Source organism: Qipengyuania citrea (genome assembly GCF_024171405.1).
GTDB classification, from domain to species: domain Bacteria; phylum Pseudomonadota; class Alphaproteobacteria; order Sphingomonadales; family Sphingomonadaceae; genus Qipengyuania; species Qipengyuania profunda.
Genome location: NZ_JALJZT010000002.1, coordinates 1,058,592 through 1,077,908, shown reverse-complemented (window position 1 = coordinate 1,077,908; position 19,317 = coordinate 1,058,592). Strand labels below are relative to the sequence as shown.

The 19,317-nt window shown below is 63.4% G+C and carries 13 protein-coding genes; 7 read left to right on the top strand and 6 right to left on the bottom strand.

The genetic code is table 11. From position 1 onward, the window contains the following. Positions 1–38: 38 nt before the first annotated feature. Positions 39–2,615 carry an ATP-dependent chaperone ClpB gene (gene clpB, locus J2S32_RS06250; protein WP_253518428.1) on the top strand — a complete coding sequence of 859 codons (2,577 nt, stop codon included), beginning with the start codon at positions 39–41 and terminating at the stop codon, positions 2,613–2,615. Between the two features lie 80 nt (positions 2,616–2,695). On the opposite strand, the gene J2S32_RS06245 is transcribed toward clpB, so the two are convergent. Then, a complete protein-coding gene (locus J2S32_RS06245) occupies positions 2,696–5,698 on the bottom strand; it encodes a TonB-dependent receptor plug domain-containing protein (protein WP_253518425.1) in 3,003 nt (1,000 codons plus the stop codon). A gap of 247 nt (positions 5,699–5,945) precedes the next feature. Between J2S32_RS06245 and J2S32_RS06240 the strand changes: the two genes are divergently transcribed. Both J2S32_RS06240 and J2S32_RS06235 read left to right on the top strand, forming a co-directional pair. Continuing rightward, the gene (locus tag J2S32_RS06240; protein WP_253518422.1) at positions 5,946–6,419 is read left to right on the top strand and encodes a hypothetical protein; all 474 of its coding nucleotides are present in this window, start codon (positions 5,946–5,948) and stop codon (positions 6,417–6,419) included. Next, entirely contained in the window at positions 6,419–8,203 is a 1,785-nt protein-coding gene (locus J2S32_RS06235) for a putative 2OG-Fe(II) oxygenase (RefSeq protein WP_253518419.1), read from the top strand. The genes J2S32_RS06240 and J2S32_RS06235 overlap by 1 nt, the downstream gene beginning before the upstream one ends. A 137-nt stretch (positions 8,204–8,340) precedes the next feature. Here the strand turns inward: J2S32_RS06235 and J2S32_RS06230 are convergent, their stop codons facing one another. Beyond that, on the bottom strand, positions 8,341–11,343 hold the full coding sequence (locus J2S32_RS06230; RefSeq protein WP_253518416.1) for a TonB-dependent receptor domain-containing protein: 3,003 nt from the start codon (positions 11,341–11,343) through the stop codon (positions 8,341–8,343). Between the two features lie 355 nt (positions 11,344–11,698). Between J2S32_RS06230 and J2S32_RS06225 the strand changes: the two genes are divergently transcribed. The 4 genes from J2S32_RS06225 to J2S32_RS06210 all read left to right on the top strand — a co-directional run bounded on the left by J2S32_RS06225 (position 11,699) and on the right by J2S32_RS06210 (position 15,266). After that, complete coding sequence (locus J2S32_RS06225) at positions 11,699–12,871, top strand: acetyl-CoA C-acetyltransferase (RefSeq protein ID WP_253522978.1); 1,173 nt, start codon at positions 11,699–11,701, stop codon at positions 12,869–12,871. Between the two features lie 27 nt (positions 12,872–12,898). Beyond that, positions 12,899–13,684 carry an SDR family NAD(P)-dependent oxidoreductase gene (locus J2S32_RS06220; RefSeq protein WP_253518413.1) on the top strand — a complete coding sequence of 262 codons (786 nt, stop codon included), beginning with the start codon at positions 12,899–12,901 and terminating at the stop codon, positions 13,682–13,684. 175 nt (positions 13,685–13,859) lie between these two features. Beyond that, a complete protein-coding gene (locus J2S32_RS06215; protein ID WP_253518410.1) occupies positions 13,860–14,729 on the top strand; it encodes a crotonase/enoyl-CoA hydratase family protein in 870 nt (289 codons plus the stop codon). A gap of 66 nt (positions 14,730–14,795) precedes the next feature. Further along, positions 14,796–15,266 (top strand): MarR family winged helix-turn-helix transcriptional regulator, encoded by a 471-nt coding sequence (locus J2S32_RS06210; RefSeq protein WP_253518407.1) that lies wholly within the window; start codon positions 14,796–14,798, stop codon positions 15,264–15,266. Positions 15,267–15,314: 48 nt separating this feature from the next. On the opposite strand, the gene J2S32_RS06205 is transcribed toward J2S32_RS06210, so the two are convergent. Genes J2S32_RS06205 through J2S32_RS06190 form a run of 4 tightly spaced genes read right to left on the bottom strand, consistent with a single transcriptional unit; the run spans position 15,315 to position 19,303 of the window. Continuing rightward, positions 15,315–16,313, bottom strand: a complete 999-nt coding sequence (locus J2S32_RS06205) for a type II secretion system F family protein (RefSeq protein ID WP_253518388.1) — start codon at positions 16,311–16,313, stop codon at positions 15,315–15,317. A 20-nt stretch (positions 16,314–16,333) separates the two neighbouring features. Next, entirely contained in the window at positions 16,334–17,305 is a 972-nt protein-coding gene (locus J2S32_RS06200) for a type II secretion system F family protein (RefSeq protein WP_253518376.1), read from the bottom strand. Between the two features lie 51 nt (positions 17,306–17,356). Then, a complete protein-coding gene (locus J2S32_RS06195; protein WP_253518373.1) occupies positions 17,357–18,646 on the bottom strand; it encodes an AAA family ATPase in 1,290 nt (429 codons plus the stop codon). Between the two features lie 6 nt (positions 18,647–18,652). Next, positions 18,653–19,303, bottom strand: coding sequence for a CpaD family pilus assembly protein (locus tag J2S32_RS06190; protein ID WP_253518370.1), 651 nt, complete (start codon positions 19,301–19,303; stop codon positions 18,653–18,655). Positions 19,304–19,317 lie beyond the last annotated feature (14 nt).

Below are 19,317 nucleotides of genomic sequence, written 5' to 3'. Positions count from 1 at the left end.
ACCATATCCGGGCGACAATTCATAACTGGGGTGTTTGCATGAATCTCGAGAAATTCACCGACCGCGCCAAGGGCTTCCTGCAGGCTGCACAGACCGTTGCGATCCGCCTGAATCACCAGCGGATTTCGCCCGCGCATCTGCTCAAGGCGCTGCTCGACGACGAGCAGGGCATGGCCGCGCAGCTGATCCAGCGTGCCGGCGGCAACCCCGGCGTGGCCATCACCGAAGTCGACAATGCGCTGGCCAAGGTGCCGGCGGTTTCGGGCGGCGGGGCGCAGCAGACGCCGGGGCTCGACAATGACGCCGTGCGCACGCTCGACCAGGCCGAACAGCTCGCCGAGAAGGCGGGCGACAGCTTCGTCCCCGTCCAGCGCCTGTTGCAGGCGCTCGCGCTGGCCGACAATTCGGCAGGCAAGGCGCTGACTGCCGCGGGCATCGACGCCAAGGCGCTCGAGGCCGCGATCCAGGAAGTCACCGGTGGCCGCACCGCCGACAGCGCGGGCGCCGAAGAAAGCTACGACGCGATGAAGAAATACGCCCGCGACCTGACGCAGGCAGCGCGCGACGGCAAGCTCGACCCGGTGATCGGCCGCGACGAGGAAATCCGCCGCACCGTGCAGATCCTCGCGCGCCGGACCAAGAACAATCCCGCGCTCATCGGCGAACCCGGCACCGGCAAGACCGCGATCGCCGAAGGCCTCGCGCTGCGTATCGCCAATGGCGATGTGCCCGACAGCCTCAAGGGCCGCACGCTGATGGCGCTCGACATGGGCTCGCTGATCGCCGGGGCGAAGTACCGCGGCGAGTTCGAGGAACGGCTCAAGGCCGTACTCGACGAGGTGAAGGGTGCCGAAGGGCAGATCATCCTGTTCATCGACGAAATGCACACGCTGATCGGCGCGGGCGCAAGCGAGGGCAGCATGGATGCGAGCAATCTGCTCAAGCCCGCGCTCAGCCGCGGCGAGTTGCATTGCATCGGCGCGACCACGCTCGACGAATACCAGAAATATGTCGAGAAGGACCCCGCGCTGCAGCGGCGCTTCCAGCCGGTCTTCATCGACGAGCCCAGCGTCGAGGACACGATCAGCATCCTGCGCGGGATCAAGGACAAATACGAACTGCACCACGGTGTGCGCATCACCGATGGCGCGATCGTTGCCGCGGCGCAGCTGTCCAACCGCTATATCCAGAACCGCTTCCTCCCCGACAAGGCGATCGACCTGATGGACGAGGCCGCCAGCCGCATCCGCATGGAAGTGGAAAGCAAGCCCGAGGAAATCGAGAACCTCGACCGCCGCATCATCCAGCTGCGAATCGAGGAGCAGGCGCTGCAGAAGGAAACCGACACCGCCTCGAAGGACCGGCTCGAAAACCTGCGCAAGGAACTGTCCGAACTCGAACAGCAATCGAGCGAACTGACCACGCGCTGGCAGAACGAGCGCGACAAGATCCACGCCGAAGCGCGGATCAAGGAAGATCTCGACCAGGCGCGGATCGAACTCGAACAGGCGCAGCGCGGCGGTGACCTGCAGAAGGCGGGCGAACTGCAATATGGGCGGATCCCCGAGCTGGAGAAGAAGCTCGCGGAAGCGTCCGGCCACACCGACAATGCGCTGCTCAAGGAAGAGGTCACCGAAGACGATATCGCCGGTGTTGTCAGCCGCTGGACCGGTATTCCGGTCGACCGCATGATGGAAGGCGAGCGCGAAAAGCTGCTCGACATGGAGAACATCCTCGCCAAGCGGGTGATCGGCCAGAGCCAGGCGATCGATGCCGTGTCCAAGGCGGTGCGTCGTGCGCGCGCAGGCCTGCAGGATCCCGGCCGGCCGCTGGGCAGCTTCCTGTTCCTCGGCCCGACCGGCGTCGGCAAGACCGAACTGACCAAGGCGCTCGCCGGCTTCCTGTTCGACGACGACAGCGCGATGGTGCGCATCGACATGAGCGAGTTCATGGAGAAGCACGCGGTCGCCCGGCTGATCGGCGCGCCCCCGGGCTATGTCGGTTACGAGGAAGGCGGCGTGCTGACCGAAGCGGTCCGCCGGCGCCCCTACCAGGTGGTGCTGTTCGACGAGGTCGAGAAGGCGCATAGCGACGTGTTCAACGTGCTGCTGCAGGTGCTCGACGACGGGCGGCTGACCGACGGGCAAGGCCGCGTGGTCGATTTCAGCAACACGCTGATCATCCTGACCAGCAATCTCGGCAGCCAGTATCTCGCCAATATGGACGATGACCAGAAGGTCGCGGATGTCGAGCCGCAGGTGATGGATGTGGTGCGCGGGCATTTCCGCCCCGAGTTCCTCAACCGGCTGGACGAGATCATCCTGTTCCACCGCTTGGCGCAGGAACACATGGCGCCGATCGTCGAGATCCAGGTTGCGCGGGTGCAGAAGCTGCTCACGGATCGCAAGATCGTGCTCGAACTGAGCGAGGCAGCGAAGAAATGGCTCGGCCGCGTGGGCTACGACCCCGTCTATGGCGCGCGCCCGCTCAAGCGCGCGGTCCAGCGCTATGTGCAGGACCCGCTGGCCGACATGATCCTGTCGGGCAAGGTGCCCGACGGCTCCAAGGTCGCAATCGACGAAGGCGACGGCGAACTGGCGATGACGATCACCTGACCGCGCCGACCTAGTACCGACACGAAAAAGGGCCCCGGTTTCCCGGGGCCCTTTCTTTTGTGTCGTTAGCTGCCGAGGCCTCAGAAGGTGAGGCGAACACCAGCGTAATAGCGACGACCGAAGACATCGTAGACGTCTGCGGCAGTGTCCGACCCGGTAACGTTGCCGGTCACACCGCTGAGGATGTTCGGGGCATCGTTGTCGAGCAGGTTGTCGACGCCGAGATAGAATTCGTACCGGTCGCCAGCGAAGAACGTCGTCTGCATGTCGAGGTAGAATTCAGCCGGGATTTCATAGACGCGCGAGCCATCGAACTGGTCGTCGATGTAGGCGCTGCCGATGAAGGTACCGGTGAACGTCGTGCGGAAATCGCCCGTTCCATATGCAACATTTGCAGTGAAACGATCCTTCGAGGTGCCAACTTCACCATCGGTCCGGTCGGCGTCGCCACCCGGAAGCGAGAAGAAGTCGTTCTCGAGGATGTGCGTGTATGCACCACGGATCGTCAGACGATCGTTTTCCATCAGGCCGAGACCGGTGAACCAGTTCGCGGTCACGTCGATGCCCGAGGTCTTGAGGACCGAAGCATTGACCGACAGCGAGTTGATCAGATCGATCGAACCCGCGCTGTTGACCGCGGTCGCCGTCGGACGGCGCGTGATCAGGTCACAGAACGTAGCATTGCCCTGGCCATAGCACTGGTCGAGGCTGAACTGCCGCGGGAAGCCCGAAATCACGTCTTCTACTTCGATATTGTAGTAGTCGCCGGTGATCGTGAGGTTGCGCAGAGCGTCGAACGAGCGCGGGTTGATGATCACACCCGCAGTCCACGACGTTGCAGTTTCTTCCTGCAGGTCCGGGTTGCCGCCGTTGAAGCCGGAAATACCCTGGATATCCGACTGGTTCAGCGTGAACGTACCGTTTGCAGCGATGTTTGCCGCTACGCCCGGAGCTGCACGACAATTGTCGCCCAGTGCGCCGCCGCCGGTGGCACCGATGCCTTCGCAGGGATCGGTCAGGCCGCTCGGGAAGGTCTGCGACAGACCCGAGAACAGCTCGCCCACGTTAGGCGCACGAACCGCCTTGGCGTAGGTGCCGCGGAAACGGACGTCTTCGATCGGCGCCCAGGTGCCGGTCACGTTCCAGCTGAACGTGGTACCGACGGTCGAGTAGTCCGATACACGCGCCGCTGCACCGACTTCGAGGATTTCGAAGAACGGGGTATCGGCAAGGATCGGAACGCGAATTTCGCCGTAGGCTTCCTTCACGTCGAACGAACCGCTGGTGTCGGGCAGGACGTTACCGGCGTTGAGGCCGGCATTGGTCAGCGCATCATTGTCAGAGAACGAGCTTTCCTTGCGGTATTCCGCACCGACAGCGATGCCGACCGAACCTGCGGGAAGCTCGAAGAGCGAGCCCGAAAGGTTGGCCTGCACGACCTGCTGGGTGATCCCGGTCTGGTAGGTGCCCTGCGCCTGGATGTAGTTCACGGCATCCTGCGACATGCTGCCTGCGCCGAAGATGTTGGCCGGAGCACAACCGTTTGCACGCGCTTCGGGGTCGATACAGATCGCTTCACCAGCGATACCGTTACCGTTCTCGTCACCGACTTCCGAACGCACGGCGAGTGCATCGCGGAAGTTGATCACATTGACCTGACCCGACGAGACCTGGTTTTCGCTGACGTCGCCGTAGTTGTAGCTGATGTCCCAGCTGAACTTGTCGTCGAACAGGCCACCTTCGAGACCGACCACGAAGCGATAGAAATCGCGCGAGGTCGAGCCGGTGCGGCCGCCGAATTCAGACAGGCGACGGGCAAAGCCGATGTCACGCAGTCCGTCGCCATTCGAATCGGTCGCAGCAGCGAGAATTTCCGCCGGAACGAACGGGTTGGCTACGATCGTGCTGGTGCCGGGAAGGTAGTTCTCGATGTTGTAGCCACCATCGGTCGGGTAGATCCCGTTGGCGCCGCCCGATTCAAGCGGGAACGGCTCGATGATGCGCGACGAGGTGGTCTTGTTGAAGGTACCTTCAGCGAAGACACTGACGTTGTCCGACAGCGCGTAATTGGCGCGGGCGGCGAACAGGTAACGCTCAACCGGAACGGCCAGCGTGCGGAAGTCCTGGCGGTTGAAGCCGTTCGGACCAGTACCCGATCCGATGGTCGACGCACAGGTCGGGCCATTGGTGGTGAAGCAGTCCTGCAGGTTTCCGTCCGGATCGTAGGTGAACGTCCCGCCGGGGGTGACGAAGCGGCCCTGCGGAGGGAAGCTCGAGTAATAGGGTTCCGTCGGAACGCCGAACTCGCCGCCGAAATAGATCGAATCGAGATCGTCGACGCGGGTGTTGGCGCGCTTGTTCGACAGCAGGCCTTCTTCGTTCGAATAGCCGAAGTGGACCATGATGTTGCCATCGCCGCCGGCGAGGTTGGTACCCGCGGTGAGGTTGGCCTGGTACCGCGCGTCGTCACCTTCTTCGGTGATGCCATACTGGGCGTTGGCTTCGACGCCTTCGAAATCGGTCTTGTAAACGAAGTTCACAACACCGGCGATCGCGTCCGAACCGTACAGCGACGAAGCGCCACCGGTAAGGATGTCAACGCGTTCGATGAACTGCGTCGGGATCACGTTAAGGTCGACCGTGGCCGAACCTGCAACGCTGCCGACGACCCGACGGCCGTTGATCAGAACCAGCGTACGGTCGGAGCCGAGGTCGCGAAGGTCGACCGTGGCGACACCGGTACCCGAGGTAAGGAAAGCCGAGTTGGTGCGGCTGAGGGCGGGCGTGCCGAAAACGGGGTTTTCGAGCAGCACTTCCTGAATGTTGGTAACCCCGGCATCATCGATAACCTGGCTATCGACGATCTGGAGCGGCGCGGGCGACTCGACCGTGGGCGAGGCGATACGCGAACCGGTGACGATGATGGCGTTGCCGGGTGTGGGGGCGGCTTCGACCTGCTCGTCGACGATGCTGTCATCAGCATCCTGAGCGAAAACGGGGGTGGTAATGGCGAGGGCTGCGATCCCTGCGCTTGTGAAGAGCGCAAGACGCCGGCCCCGCAGAAGCGGGGTTGTATGGGTCATCTGTATTCCCTGATTTGCGACCGTGCATTAGTGCACAGCGCCCATTGAACTTGAGACCCGCACGCTAGCAATGGCCGTTCGTCGAATTTCGAACCAAAAAGTGATCCTGTTTGAAACTGTCGCAAATCTGCAACAATCATGCTGGCGTAAAGATCGCTCCCGGTTACGCATCATCTTGTGACCGAAGGGCAATCTGTTAGGTTCGCGAGCGATGTCACGAACCATATTCGAGAGAGGAAACTCCCAGATGCTGCGTCTCTTCGGCCTTGCTGCCATTCTCGTAGCCACACCCGTCGGCCTCAGCGCGCAGGAAACGGGTAACGACGCCTTGCTGCTCGAATGCCGCGCGATGGAGAAGAACGCGCAGCGTCTCGACTGTTTCGACGATGCGATGAACACCATCTTCGGGGTCGACGAGGTCGCCGAAGCCGAGCGTGAAGAATTGCGCCGCGACAATTTCGGCAACCCCGTTGCGGACGAACAGGACCGGGCCGACCGCTATGACGGCACGATCACCCATGTCGATTTCAACCAGACCTACAACATCCTGCGTTTCCAGCTCGACAATGGGAGCGTTTGGGAAGCCAAGTCTTCGGGCTCGCTGCGCTACGGATTTTTCCAGCCGGGCGAGAAGGTGACGATCGAGAAGGGCGTTCTGGGCACACTCAGGCTGTCGATTGCCGGCAAGCGCGGCTGGCGCGGCGTCAAGCGTATCGACTGATGGATGCCGCAGCCGCGCAGCGGGCGCTTCAGGCGGCGCAGCAGGCACTACAGCGGGGGCAGCTGGCCGAAGCCAGGGCGTTCCTCGCCCCCGTGCGCAAGGCGATGCCCCGTGAAAAGGCGGTGCTTTACCTGGCGTCGCGGCTGGCACGCGCCGAAGGCGATGCGCGCGGCGCCGCAAAATTGCTCGAGAAGGCGCTGCGGCTATCTCCGCGCGAGGCGCCGCTATGGGCCGAATATGCCAGCACGCTGGATGATGCGGGGCGCCCCGACGAGGCGGTGAAGGCCTATGATCGCGCGCTGCAGCTCGAACCGCGGCTGGTCGATGCCGCGGTCGATCGGGCGGTGTTGCAAGCGCAGAAGCTCGACCGCGCGGCGGCGCTGGAGGACCTGCGGCAGATTGCCCGCGACAATCCCGCGCATCTGCGCGGCTGGCGCAACCTTGCCATGCTCGAGCGCGACGCGCTCGAAACCGACCGCGCGATTGCGGCCAGCGAGCACGTTCTGGCAGCGGCGCCGGGCGATCCTTCCGCCTTGCGGATACGCGCGCTGGCGCAGTTCGATACGGGCGCGCCGAGCGCGGCGCATTTCGCGCGCGCCAGCGCTGCCGATCCGGGCAATGCCGTGCTGGCGATCAAGCACGCCGCCGCGCTGCATGCCGAACGCCGCAGCGCCGAGGGGGATCGCCTGCTGGGCGAAGTGATCGCCGCGCAGCCATTCCGGCTCGATGCGCTGCGGACCCGCGCGCAGCTGCGCTGGGAGGCAGCCACGGGCGAGGACCCGATGGAGGGGTTCGAACAGGCGGTGGCCCGGCCCGGCTGCCCGCCGCAAGTCTGGGCGGAATATGCGCGTCTGGCCGAGCGCCACTCGGGCGCGCAGGCGGCGCTGGCGATCGTCGATCGCGCGCGGACTGCGCTGGGTGACACGCGCGAGGTCGCATTCATGGCCGCACAGGCCGCATGCGAGGCAGAGGATTTTGCCGAACGCGAGCATGATCTCGCGGCTGTGGCGTCATGGCAAGATCCCCGCGCGGACATGCTGCGCGCGCGCTGGCTGGCGCGGATGCATCGCTGGGATGAATTGGCGAAACTTGGCAAACGCCTGCTGCGCGCCGGCTATGCCCGCGACGTGCTGCCCTATCTCTCGCTGGCATGGCGGGGAAGCGATCCCGACCGCTGGCACTGGCTGGAACGCGATGGCGAGCTGGTCGGAACGGCCGATATCGCGTCGCGGATCAGGGACGTCGATGCGCTGGCGGAGCATTTGCGCAGCATCCACACGTCGCAGCGCCAACCGCTGGAACAATCCTTGCGGGGCGGAACCCAGACCGATGGCATGCTGTTTGCGCGGACCGCGCCCGAAATTGCGGAACTCAAGGCCGCGCTGGTCGATGCCGTGAGCGAATATCTTGCGACACTGCCGCCGCGCGATGCGGCCCACCCCTGGCTGTCGCTGCCGCGCGAAGTCCGCCGCTTCACCGGGGCCTGGTCGGTCCGGCTGCAGGATGCCGGCTTTCACGTCGCGCACTTCCACAATCTCGGGGACATCAGTTCGGCGTGTTATTTCGCCTTGCCCGATACGCTGGGGGCAGGCGAGGCGGGTCAGGATGGCTGGCTGGCGCTGGGCGAACCGCCGCGCGAGTTCGGACTCGACTGGGCACCCCTGCGGCTGATCGAGCCGGCGAAGGGCCGGTTGGCGCTGTTCCCCTCGTGGACATGGCATGGGACCCGGCCGTTTTCGGCGGGCGAGCGGCTGACCGTCGCCTTCGACGCCGCGCTGCGCTGATTCCAAATTCAGACTGGCTTGATCGGACGGTTTAGCCGCGGGTGTATGCCCGCGTCTGGCGTCCGGGCAAATCTCGGCCAGGCAAAAAGAAAGGCGGGCCGAAGCCCGCCTTTCCTGTTTTCTCAGAGCGCTAAAGTTTAGAACTGAAGCGAGGCACTGAGGAAGATGCGACGACCAACGGGGTCGTAGGTTTCGACATAGGTGTTGCCGTTCGAGCCACCATAGTTGGAAGCGATGATCGGAGGTTCCTTGTCGAAGATGTTGTTGACGCCGAGGCGCAGATTCACCGGATCCAGGTCATACGACAGGGTCAGGTCGAAGTAGTTCTGCGCACCGATGTCGCCAACCGAGGCATCTGCACCCGTGCCGAGATCGTCATCCGTGCTGGTCTGATCCCAATCGACGGCACCGAAGTGACGCCAGCGGATCGAGGCACCGAAACCGAAGTCGAAGGTGTAACCCAGACGCGCCTGGTGACGCCATTCCGGCAGCGGCGTGCCACAGTTGTTACCGTGGAGGCCGGTGCAGTCGTAACGACCATCGGTGTTGGCGGTAGCGATGCCCGTGTCGATGGTGAAGTCGTTGAGCCACGAACCATTGAACGACAGGCTCAGTCGACCAGCGCCGATCGAACGGTTGTACGAAGCCGTGATGTCGACGCCGCTCGTCTCCACACCACCGATGTTCAGCGTGGTGTTGTTGACGAAGCCACCGTTCACCCACAGCGCGAGGCTGCCGGGGGCACGGTTGACGTTGTCACAGAACAGCGCATCACCGGTGATGCCGCACTGGTTGATGGTCGTCTGCGCACCAATCGTCGAGATCGCGTTCTCGATGCTGATGTCGTAGTAATCGACCGCCATCACGAAGCCCGGGACAATCGCGTCGGGTTCGAGAACCAGACCCACGGTGTAGGTGTCGGCTTTTTCCGGTTCAGCGTCGGGGTTACCGCCGATGAACTGGTTGTACTGGCCAGCGGGGCTGACCGGCACGCTACCGTAGCGAGCGTTGGGGACACCCAGGTTCGCACACTGTGCTTCCGAGTAAACCGGGGTAGCGCCGGCGCAGGGATCGTTACCCGTGAACAGCGCAATCCGGTTCGGAGCGAACAGGTTGAGAATGTTCGGGGCGCGGACTGCGCGGTTGTAGCCACCACGGAAACGGACCCAGTCGACCGGAGCCAGTTCACCGATGATCTTGTAGGTATCGGTGGAAGCGCCAGTGCTATAGTCCGAATAGCGATAAGCGAGTTCGAGAGCCAGAAGGTCCACGAAGCCGTTTTCGATGATCGGAACGCGAAGTTCGCCGAAGACTTCCTTCACGTCGAAGCGACCGTACACGTCGAGCTGCGGGCTACCCTGTCCGGCACCGTCCTGGGTCTGGAAACCGGCATCGTTGGAAGTCGAGATCAACTCTTCACGATATTCGGCGCCGAGGACGAAGCCAACCGGGCTTGCGTTGCCGAGCGAAACGAGGTCGCCCGAGATATACGCATTGGCGATGACTTCTTCGGTTTCACCGGTCGAAAGCAGCGGGATGCTGACATAGTCGATCGCTGCCTGGGTGATACCGTCACGCGGGTCGCCACTGGCCACGATGCCAGCACCCTGGAACGGGTTGTACACCTGGCAGTTCGGATCCGAACCGTCGACGACCGACTGACAGACCACATTGCCGTCGGCATCAGTGGTTGCCTGAAGGGCATTGCGCAGACGCGACACCGAGAAGTCGTTATTGTACTTCTGCTGGAAGATCGTCGTGCCGTACTGGATCGATGCATCGTAGCTGATCGAATCGCTGATCGGGCCCCGCAGACCGGCGACAAGGCGATAGGCCGTGTGACGCAGGTCATCGAAGCGCGGACCGCCTTCAACGTTACGCTTACCGATGTACAGCGGGATGACACGGTCGACGACCGTGTCACCCGAGTCGGCATTGCCGTCGATCAGGCCGCACAGGTAGTCGCCCTGTGCCGCGTTGAACAGCGGGCTGTCGCACGAGATGTCGTAGGCTTCGGCGAAGAAGGTACCCGACTGAGCGATCTGGGCCTGCGAGCGGTCGTCCATGAACATGAACTCGGCATAGGCCGTGACTGCCGGCGAGATTTCGTAATCACCGAAGAAGCCTGCGGTGTAACGCGTATCCGGACGCTGGAAGTGGTTGATCGGGTTGTAGTTGTACGCCTGGAACGGTGCACCGAAGTCATCCGAACCGTCCGCCACCAGGGTCGGACCCGTGGTGAAGGTGTAGTTGAAGAAGGCGTCGGTGATGGTTGCGTTGATCGCGTTCGACGAACCACCGCAACCGCCGAACCCGGTCAGGGCGCAGAACGAATAGTCACGGTCGCCGAGCAGCAGGGCATCGACTTCGCGATAACCTGCATAGGCAGTGACGTGGCCACGGCCATCGTCGAACGACGAGCCGAGGGTCAGTTCGACATTGTACTGCGAACCACCGACATCGTTGCCGCTCGGCGGTGTGAAGCCGCGGGCATCGTTGAGGTCGCCAATGGTCGAACCATTGTCGTTGACGATCTGGCTGGTGCCGTTGTCGTGCTGGTAGAAACCATAGGTCGCATCGAGGCGGACGCCTTCGAAGTCGGTGTCCATGACGAAGTTGACAACACCGGCCACAGCGTCGGCACCGTAGGTAGCCGAAGCACCACCGGTCAGAACTTCGACACGCTCGATGAGCGACGCCGGGATCTGGTTAAGATCGGCTGCGGGCGCAGCCGGGTCACCCGGCTGCAGGCGGCGACCGTTGATGAGGACGAGCGTACGCGACGTGCCGAGACCGCGAAGGTCGACCGTGGCGGTACCCGATGCACCGTTGGCGATGAAGGCGTTCTGGCCGCCGACAACCTGCGGCAGCGAGTTGACCAGGTCTTCGACGCGGACCGTACCCGTGTCGGCGACTTCACCGGCACCGATAACGGTAACCGGGCTGGCGCTGTCGACGTCGGGACGTGCGATACGCGAACCGGTAACGACGATCGCGCCGGTGGGAGTCGCCGTTTCACCGACGTCGCCAACCGTGCTTTCGTCGGCCGGGCCGACCTGTGCCATCGCCGGCTGCGCGAGAAGCGCAAGACCGAGAACGGCGGGTGCCGCGCTGGCTTTGAAGTAGGTTTGAAGTTTCACTCTGATAATCCCTCTATTGATCGACCGACCCCTGAGGTCGGATCTCCAAGGAACCCCTGGGAGGAACTAAAGAATTCGCATGACCTAAACAGCCATACGTATGTGCAGTCCCTCCAGTGGAACACGGCATGTGCCTTTAGGGACGCGCCCAATGCAAAGCATTTGTTACACCTTCGGGGGTTTGGCGTAACGGGTGTGACGTCGATGTCACACCGGAGTATGTGAAAGTTTCACCGGGGATGGCCGGCTCGGCAATAGTCGCAAACGACCCCATTTCCAGCTTGCTTGACGTTTACGTAAGGCGGGACTAGGCAAACGGTCCCGTTTCAAAACCTATAACCGTATGAGGAAGCCGATGCCCGAAGCCTATATAGTCGAAGCCGTCCGGACCGCCGGTGGACGGCGCGGTGGCCGCCTGGCCGGTGTGCACCCGGTCGATCTCGCCGCCAGGTCGCTCGATGCGATCATGGAGCGCAGCGGTCTCGAGGCCAAGGCGGTCGACGATGTGGTGATGGGCTGTGTCAGCCAGGGCGGCGAACAGGCCATGCAGGTCGGGCGCCACGCGGTGCTCGCCAGCAAGCATCTGGGCGAGGGCGTCCCCGCGGTCACTATCGACCGGCAGTGCGGCTCCAGCCAGCAGGCGATCCAGTTCGCCGCGCAGGCGGTGATGAGCGGCACGCAGGATGTCGTGATTGCCGCGGGTGTCGAAAGCATGAGCCGCGTGCCGATGGGCTCGACCGCGATGTTCCACATGAAGGAAGGGCTGGGCAATTATAAGTCGCCCGGGCTGGAAGAGAAATATCCCGGCATCCAGTGGAGCCAGTTCATGGGCGCGGAAATGATCGCGCAGAAACACGGCTTCTCGAAGGATGACCTCGACCGCTTTGCGCTGTCGAGCCACCAGAAGGCGATCGAAGCGACCAAGTCGGGCGCCTTCGAAAACGAGATCGTCGGCGTCGAGATCGAAACCCCCGAAGGCGAGGAATGCCACACGGTCGACGAGGGCATCCGCTTCGACGCGACGCTGGACAGCATCGCGGGCGTCAAGCTGCTCAGCCCCGAAGGCAAGATCACCGCTGCCAGCAGCAGCCAGATCTGCGACGGATCGAGCGCGGTGCTGGTGGTCAGCGAGCAGGCGCTGAAGGATTACGGCCTGACCCCGCTCGCGCGGATCCACAATCTGACCGTGACCGCGGGCGATCCGGTGATCATGCTCGAAGAACCGCTGTTCGCCACCGAGCGTGCGCTTCAGCGCGCGGGCATGAACATCGGCGATATCGACCTGTATGAGGTCAACGAGGCCTTCGCCCCGGTGCCGCTGGCATGGCTCAAGCACCTCGATGCAGATCCCGCCAAGCTCAACGTCAACGGCGGCGCGATTGCGCTGGGCCACCCGCTCGGCGCGTCGGGCACCAAGCTGATGGCAACGCTGGTTCACGCGCTCAAGGCGCGCGGCAAGAAATACGGCCTGCAGACGATGTGCGAAGGCGGCGGCGTCGCCAATGTCACCATCGTCGAGGCGCTCTAATTCACTTGAAATCTGAGAGGACAATCCATGGAAGTAAGTAGCAAAACCCCCGCCGTCGTCACCGGCGGTGCATCGGGTCTCGGCGAAGCCACTGCGCGTGGGCTCGCCGCCAAGGGCGCCAAGGTCGCCATCTTCGACATGAACGAAGAGAAAGGCGAAGCGGTCGCCAAGGACATCGGCGGCATCTTCTGCAAGGTGAACGTGACCAGCGACGACGACGTCGACGCCGGTTTCGCCAAGGCGCGTGAAGCGCATGGCCAGGAACGCATCCTCGTCAATTGCGCAGGCATCGGCAATGCGATCAAGACCGCCAGCCGCGACAAGCAGAGCGGCGAGATCAAGCATTTCCCGCTGTCGGCCTTCGATTTCGTCATCCAGGTCAATCTGATCGGCACCTTCCGCTGTATCGCCAAATCGGCCGCCGGCATGATGACGCTCGACGCGTTGAGCGAAGACGGGGATCGCGGCGCGATCGTCAACACCGCTTCGGTCGCGGCCGAAGACGGCCAGATGGGCCAGGCCGCTTATTCCGCGTCCAAGGGCGGCGTCGTCGGCATGACCCTGCCGATCGCGCGCGACCTGATGCGCGAAGGCATCCGAGTGAACACCATCCTGCCGGGCATTTTCGAAACCCCGCTGATGAACGCCGCGCCGCCGCAGGTGAAGGAAGCGCTCGCTGCTTCGGTGCCGTTCCCCAAGCGTCTCGGCCTGCCAGGCGAATATGCCAAGCTCGCCATGTGCATGATCGAAACCGGCTATTTCAACGGCGAGGACGTGCGTCTCGACGGTGCCATCCGTATGGCGCCGCGGTGATCGTCAGACGGCTTTCCCATTGCAGGCGGGAGACCTAGCCTCGCTTGCATGAATTATTCCAGCGCCTCCGTCCGCATGCCGAAAACGGCGCGGGCGGGGGCGCTTTGCTTTTACCCGCAGGACCGTGTTCCATGTGTTCCATCCTGACGGAATGACCGGAGAGGAAACCCAAACCATGTCCTACACGCAGATCAAGCTCGATATCGCCGACGGCGTGGCTACCATCACGCTGCATCGTCCCGAGAAGATGAACGCCTTCACCCGCATGATGATGGATGAAGTGATCGACGCGATCGACACCACCGATGCCGATGACAGCGTCCGCGCGGTGATCGTAACCGGGCATGGCGACCGGGCTTTCTGTGCCGGTGCGGACCTTACGCCCGAGGGCGGGGGACACGTCTTCTCCGATCCCAATCCGGTCGATGACCTGTCCGACGAACGCGTGCGCGATGGCGGCGGGCGATTGACGCTGCGGCTGTTCAATTCGAAGAAGCCGCTCATCGGGGCATGCAATGGCGTGGCCGTGGGGGTGGGTGCGACCATGCAGCTGCCGTTCGATATCCGGCTGGCGAGCGACAATGCGCGCTTCGGCTTCGTCTTCGCACGCCGCGGGATCACGCCCGAAGCCGCCTCGAGCTGGTTCCTGCCGCGGCTGGTCGGCATGCAGACCGCGCTCGAATGGTGCATGACGGGGCGGATATTCAATGCCGGCGAAGCGCTCGATCGCGGGCTAGTGCGCTCGGTCCATCCGCAGGGCGAGTTGATGGACGCGGCTCGCGGCATTGCGCGCGAGATTGCCGACAACACTTCCGCGGTTTCGGTGGCGATGACCCGGGCAATGCTCTGGCGGCTGGGTGCCGGGGGCCATCCGATGGACGCGCACCGGATCGACAGCCGCGCGATTTACCGCCTCAGTCGCAGCGAGGATGCGAAGGAAGGCATCGCCAGCTTCCTCGAAAAGCGCGCGCCCGAATATCCCGATACGGTGAGCGGCAACATGCCCGATTTCTACCCGTGGTGGGACGAACCGGGCTACAGCTGAGTCCCAGCAAAAGGTTACAATCGCAACGGCCTTGCCAAGTCGGGGCCGTCATCTAAATGTAACCGCATGTCCAGACGCCAGCCCGCCCAACGCCTTGCAGAATTCCTGCCCTATCAACTGTCGATCGCCTCGAATGCGGTCTCGACCCGGATTGCCGAGCAGTATCGCAAGCGGTTTGCGCTCAAGACCACCGAATGGCGGATCATGGCGGTGCTGGGCGACCATGGTGCGCTGACCCAGCGGCAATTGTCGCAGCAGACGCTGATGGACAAGGTGCCCGTCAACCGCGCGTGCAAGCGGCTGGAGGAGCGCGGGTTGGCGCAGCGTTCGCCCAATGCGAGCGACGGGCGTTCGCATCTGCTCGAACTGACAGCCGAAGGGCGGGCGGTGCATGCGGGGATCATGCCGCTGGCGCTCAAGATCGAACGGCAGCTGTTCGCCGTGCTGAGCGAGGACGAGCGGGCCAGCCTGCTCGACATGCTTGCGCGGGTGCGCGACCAGGCGGGCGACTTCGACGCGGAAAGCCTGGCCGACTAGGCTGTCGGCCAGGCTCCCGGGTTTGCGACTGGTCGCAGGAGTCGTGTGCTAGCCGATACCGCCACTGAAGGCGTCGGCGATCGAACAGGCTGCCGGGCCGAGAATGACGATGAACAGCACCGGCAGGATGAACATGATCAGCGGCACGGTCATGATCGCGGGCAGGCGGGCGGCCTTTTCCTCGGCGCGCATCATGCGCTCGTTGCGGAACTCGGCCGACAGCACGCGCAGCGCGGAGGCCAGCGGCGTACCATAGCGTTCGGTCTGGACCATGGTGGTAACCACGCCCTTCACCGCGTCGAGATTGACGCGATAGGCGAGGTTGTTGAACGCCTGGCGCCGTTCGTTGAGGAAGGACAGCTCGATCGCGGTCAGGGTGAACTCGTCGCCCAGCTCGGGATAGGCGCGGCCCAGTTCCTTGGCGACGCGGTTGAACGCGGCATCGACGGTCAGGCCGGCCTCGGCGCAGATCACCAGCAGGTCGAGCGCGTCGGGCAGGCCCTTGCGGATCGCGTCGGAGCGCTTCTTGGCAAGGTTGCCGAGGTAGATTTCGGGACCCTTGTAGCCGACGAACACGGCCAGGGCGAGCGCCGCCACACGCTTCATCTCCCATTCGGGATAGACCTCGACCAGATACAGCATGACGAAAGCGAAGCCGCCCAGGAGGATCGGCAGCACGGCGCGCAGGCCGATGACGACGATCGCCAGTTCCTTGTTGCGGATACCGGCATGGGCGAGCTTCTGTTGGACCGTCAGGATCTGGCTCTGCTGCAACACTTTCATGCTGCCGAGCGTGTCCTTGATCTTGTCGGTCGTGTCGCTGTTGCGGACGAGGCTCTGGCGCTTCTTCGCGCTCGCGGTGACGAGGCCCATCTTGAGCTCCTCGCGGCGCCCTTCGAGGGCCTTCACGCGCTTGCTCATCGGATCCTTGATCGTGATCGCGGTGTAGATGGCGAACAGCACGGCGAGTGCTGCGACCCCGGACAGGATCGAGCCGATCACGAAGATGTCGAAGCCCAAGAGGGTGGGGCCGGTTGCGGGATCCATTACGCTAGTCCTTCCCCAGCTCAGATTTCGAAGCTGACCATCTTGGCCATGATAAAGGCGCCGATGCTCATCCAGACGAGGCCGCCGAGGCCGGTGACGATCAGGCGGTCATCTTCGAAGAAACCGCCGATATAGGTGGGATTGATCCACCAGATCATGAAGAACACGATGAAGGGCAGCGCGCCGACGATATAGGCCGAGGCCTTGGATTCCGAGCTCATCGCCTTGATCTTGAGCTTCATCTGCGCGCGCTTGCGCAAGACGTCCGCCAGGTTCGACAGCGTTTCGGCGAGGTTACCGCCGGTTTCGCGCTGGATGGCGAGCGTGATGCAGAAGAAGTTGAATTCGGAAATCTCGAGCCGGTTGGCGGCTTCCTGGAGCGAATCCTCCATGGTCCGGCCGATCTTGATGCGCTCGACGATGCCCTTGAATTCGGCCCCGACAGGGCCGGGGACTTCCTGCGATACCACCGACAGGGTTTCGGTTACCGGCAGACCCGAACGCAGGCCGCGAACGAGCAGTTCGATCGCGTCGGGAAACTTGGCATTGAAGGCATTGGTGCGCTTCTTGATCGCCCGGCTGACAAGGAAGTGTGGCAGGCCTGCGCCGACCAGTACGCCGAGACCCAGCGAAAAGGCCAGCGATCCGCTGCGCAGATACATCAGCAGCGCGACCGCGACCCCGAGACCGAGCGAGGCATAGGCATACTGGCTCAGCGTCCAGCCCTTGCCGGTCCGGTCGAGCCGGATGGCCAGGGCCTCCACGCGCGAAGACGATCCGGCAACGCCGCGCATCTTGGGCCTGCGCGCCGCAATGGCTTTCTTGAGCTGCGACTCGACCTTGGTGTCGGTGCTTTCCGAATGCCGGAAACGTACCTGCTGGAGGCGGCGCTGGCTCGCCTTGGCCGTGTTCGGACCGGAAAACAAAGCGTAGCCGATCGCCAGCAAAGCCAGGACCCCGAAGGCCAACAGCACCAGCTGGAAGATGTTCATGCGTACTCTCCGATTATCCGATCGCGGATCCGGGGTCGCCCCCGGAAGCCGTCATTCCGCGGGCACTGCGGTCCGCGGGTCTTTCTTCTTCGCCAGCAGGTTCTTGAAATCGAGCCCGCCGAGCAGCGACTTCTTGGCCCCTGCTTCCGCGGCTTTCTCGGCTTCCTCGTCGCCCATGCCGATGATGCGCGAAGAGAGCTGCTTGATCGCCGAGGTGGCCTTGGCACCGGCATTGGCATCGACGAAGGTCTTGCCCAGCTTGGCGGCATTGGCCGCCGCCTTCTGGTCAAACGGGATCGTTACATCGATCTTGCGTTCGATCGAGGCCTCGAAATCGGCCTTGCTGATTTCCGCGACGCCCGGCTGCACCTTGTTGGCGACGATCAGCGGCTGCGCTTGCGGCGCATGGGTCTTGAGCCACGACAGGATGCGGATGGTGTCGCGCGCCGAAGCGAGCGACATTTCCGTCGCCAGCACGACGACGTTCACGTCGTTGAGCAGGTGCGGGAAATTGATCATCATGTTGCGCGGCATATCGACCACGGTCATTTCGAACTGGTGCTTGAATTCCTCCTGCAACTGCAGGAAGGCCGCGCCATCGGTCATCAGCGGCTGGCTGATCGGCGCTTCCGCCGACAGGATGGCAAGGTTTTCGTTCGCACGGATCATCGCGCGTTCGATGAACAGGCCATCGATCCGGCCGGGGTTGTCGATCGCGTCGGTCAGGCCGCGGCCCGGTTCGAGATCGAGCGCGAGCGCACCGGTCCCGAAATGCACGTCGAGGTCGAGCAGGGCGGTCGGCATGCGCTGGTCGACCGAGAAGATCCATGCCAGCGAAGTCACCAAAGTCGATGCGCCCACGCCGCCGCGCGTACCGATCACGGCCGCCGAGATGTGACGCTTGACGCCCTCGTCCTCGCCGCTGCGCGGGGCCAGGAACACCGCTTGCGCCTGATTGAGCGAATCGCGCACTGCGCTGGCCGACAGCGGCTTGAGCAGGTAGTCGTGAATGCCGCTCGCGAGCAGGTCGCGGTAAAGGCGGACATCGTTGACCTGGCCGATGGCGATCACCACCGTGCCCGGCTCGCAGACTTCCGCCAGCGCGTTGATGTCGTTCAGCGGGTCGCCGCTTTCCGACAGGTCGACCATGAGGATGTTCGGGCTGGCCGCCACCGACAGCGACTGGATCGCATTGCGCAGACCGCCCTTGTTGCATTTTTCGGGCTGCCAGCCGAGTTCGATCACCACAGGACGCAGCACGTCGAGGGCGGTCTCGTCGCAGATATAGGCGGCAAAGGCGTCGCGGTTGCCCGCCATGCTCGATTTAAGTGAAGCGCTCATGGCTGCTTAGCCTCCTTCATTGGTGCTGACTTCAGTCAGATCGCCCGCGCCGGTCGGCGCCTTCTCGCGATAGCTCCGGATGGCTTTCGTCGAAGTCGTGACGACGGTCTGGCCGGTGCCCTGCTGACCGGAAATCAGGTCTTCGGGATTGGCGACCATGGCGGCGAGATTGCCGTTCACGGCACAGCCGTAGCCGGGATAGGTCGCGTTATACTCGTTGGCCTCGTTATTGGCCGACCAGTCGGGACAACCCGGAACGCTGGCGGTCGAACGGGTCACGACGATCCGGGCCTGGCCCGGTTCGACATAGCCGGCGGTGACCGGCGAACCCTCGGTAACCAGCAGCCCGTGCCGCCCCGCAAGCGCCGCAAGGTCGTCTTTCAACGCCGGATTGGCGGTGGGATCGTCGAGCGAGACGCGGTCGCCATAGCCGAGGCCCATGGCCTCGAACCAGCCCGACACGCGCTGCTGCTCGCTGACCGCCAGGCCATCGCCGACAGTGTTCACATCGAGCGTGAAATTGGTCCGTTCCACTACCGGCTGACGCGCGCTGTAAAGCGAGCGGTTCTCGGTCGGGAAACCGCCACAGGCACCGAGCACGAGGCTGAGCGAGACGGCCAGCGAACCGGTGAGCTTGCGAGTGATTGCCTTTGCCATGGTACTCGTCCCTC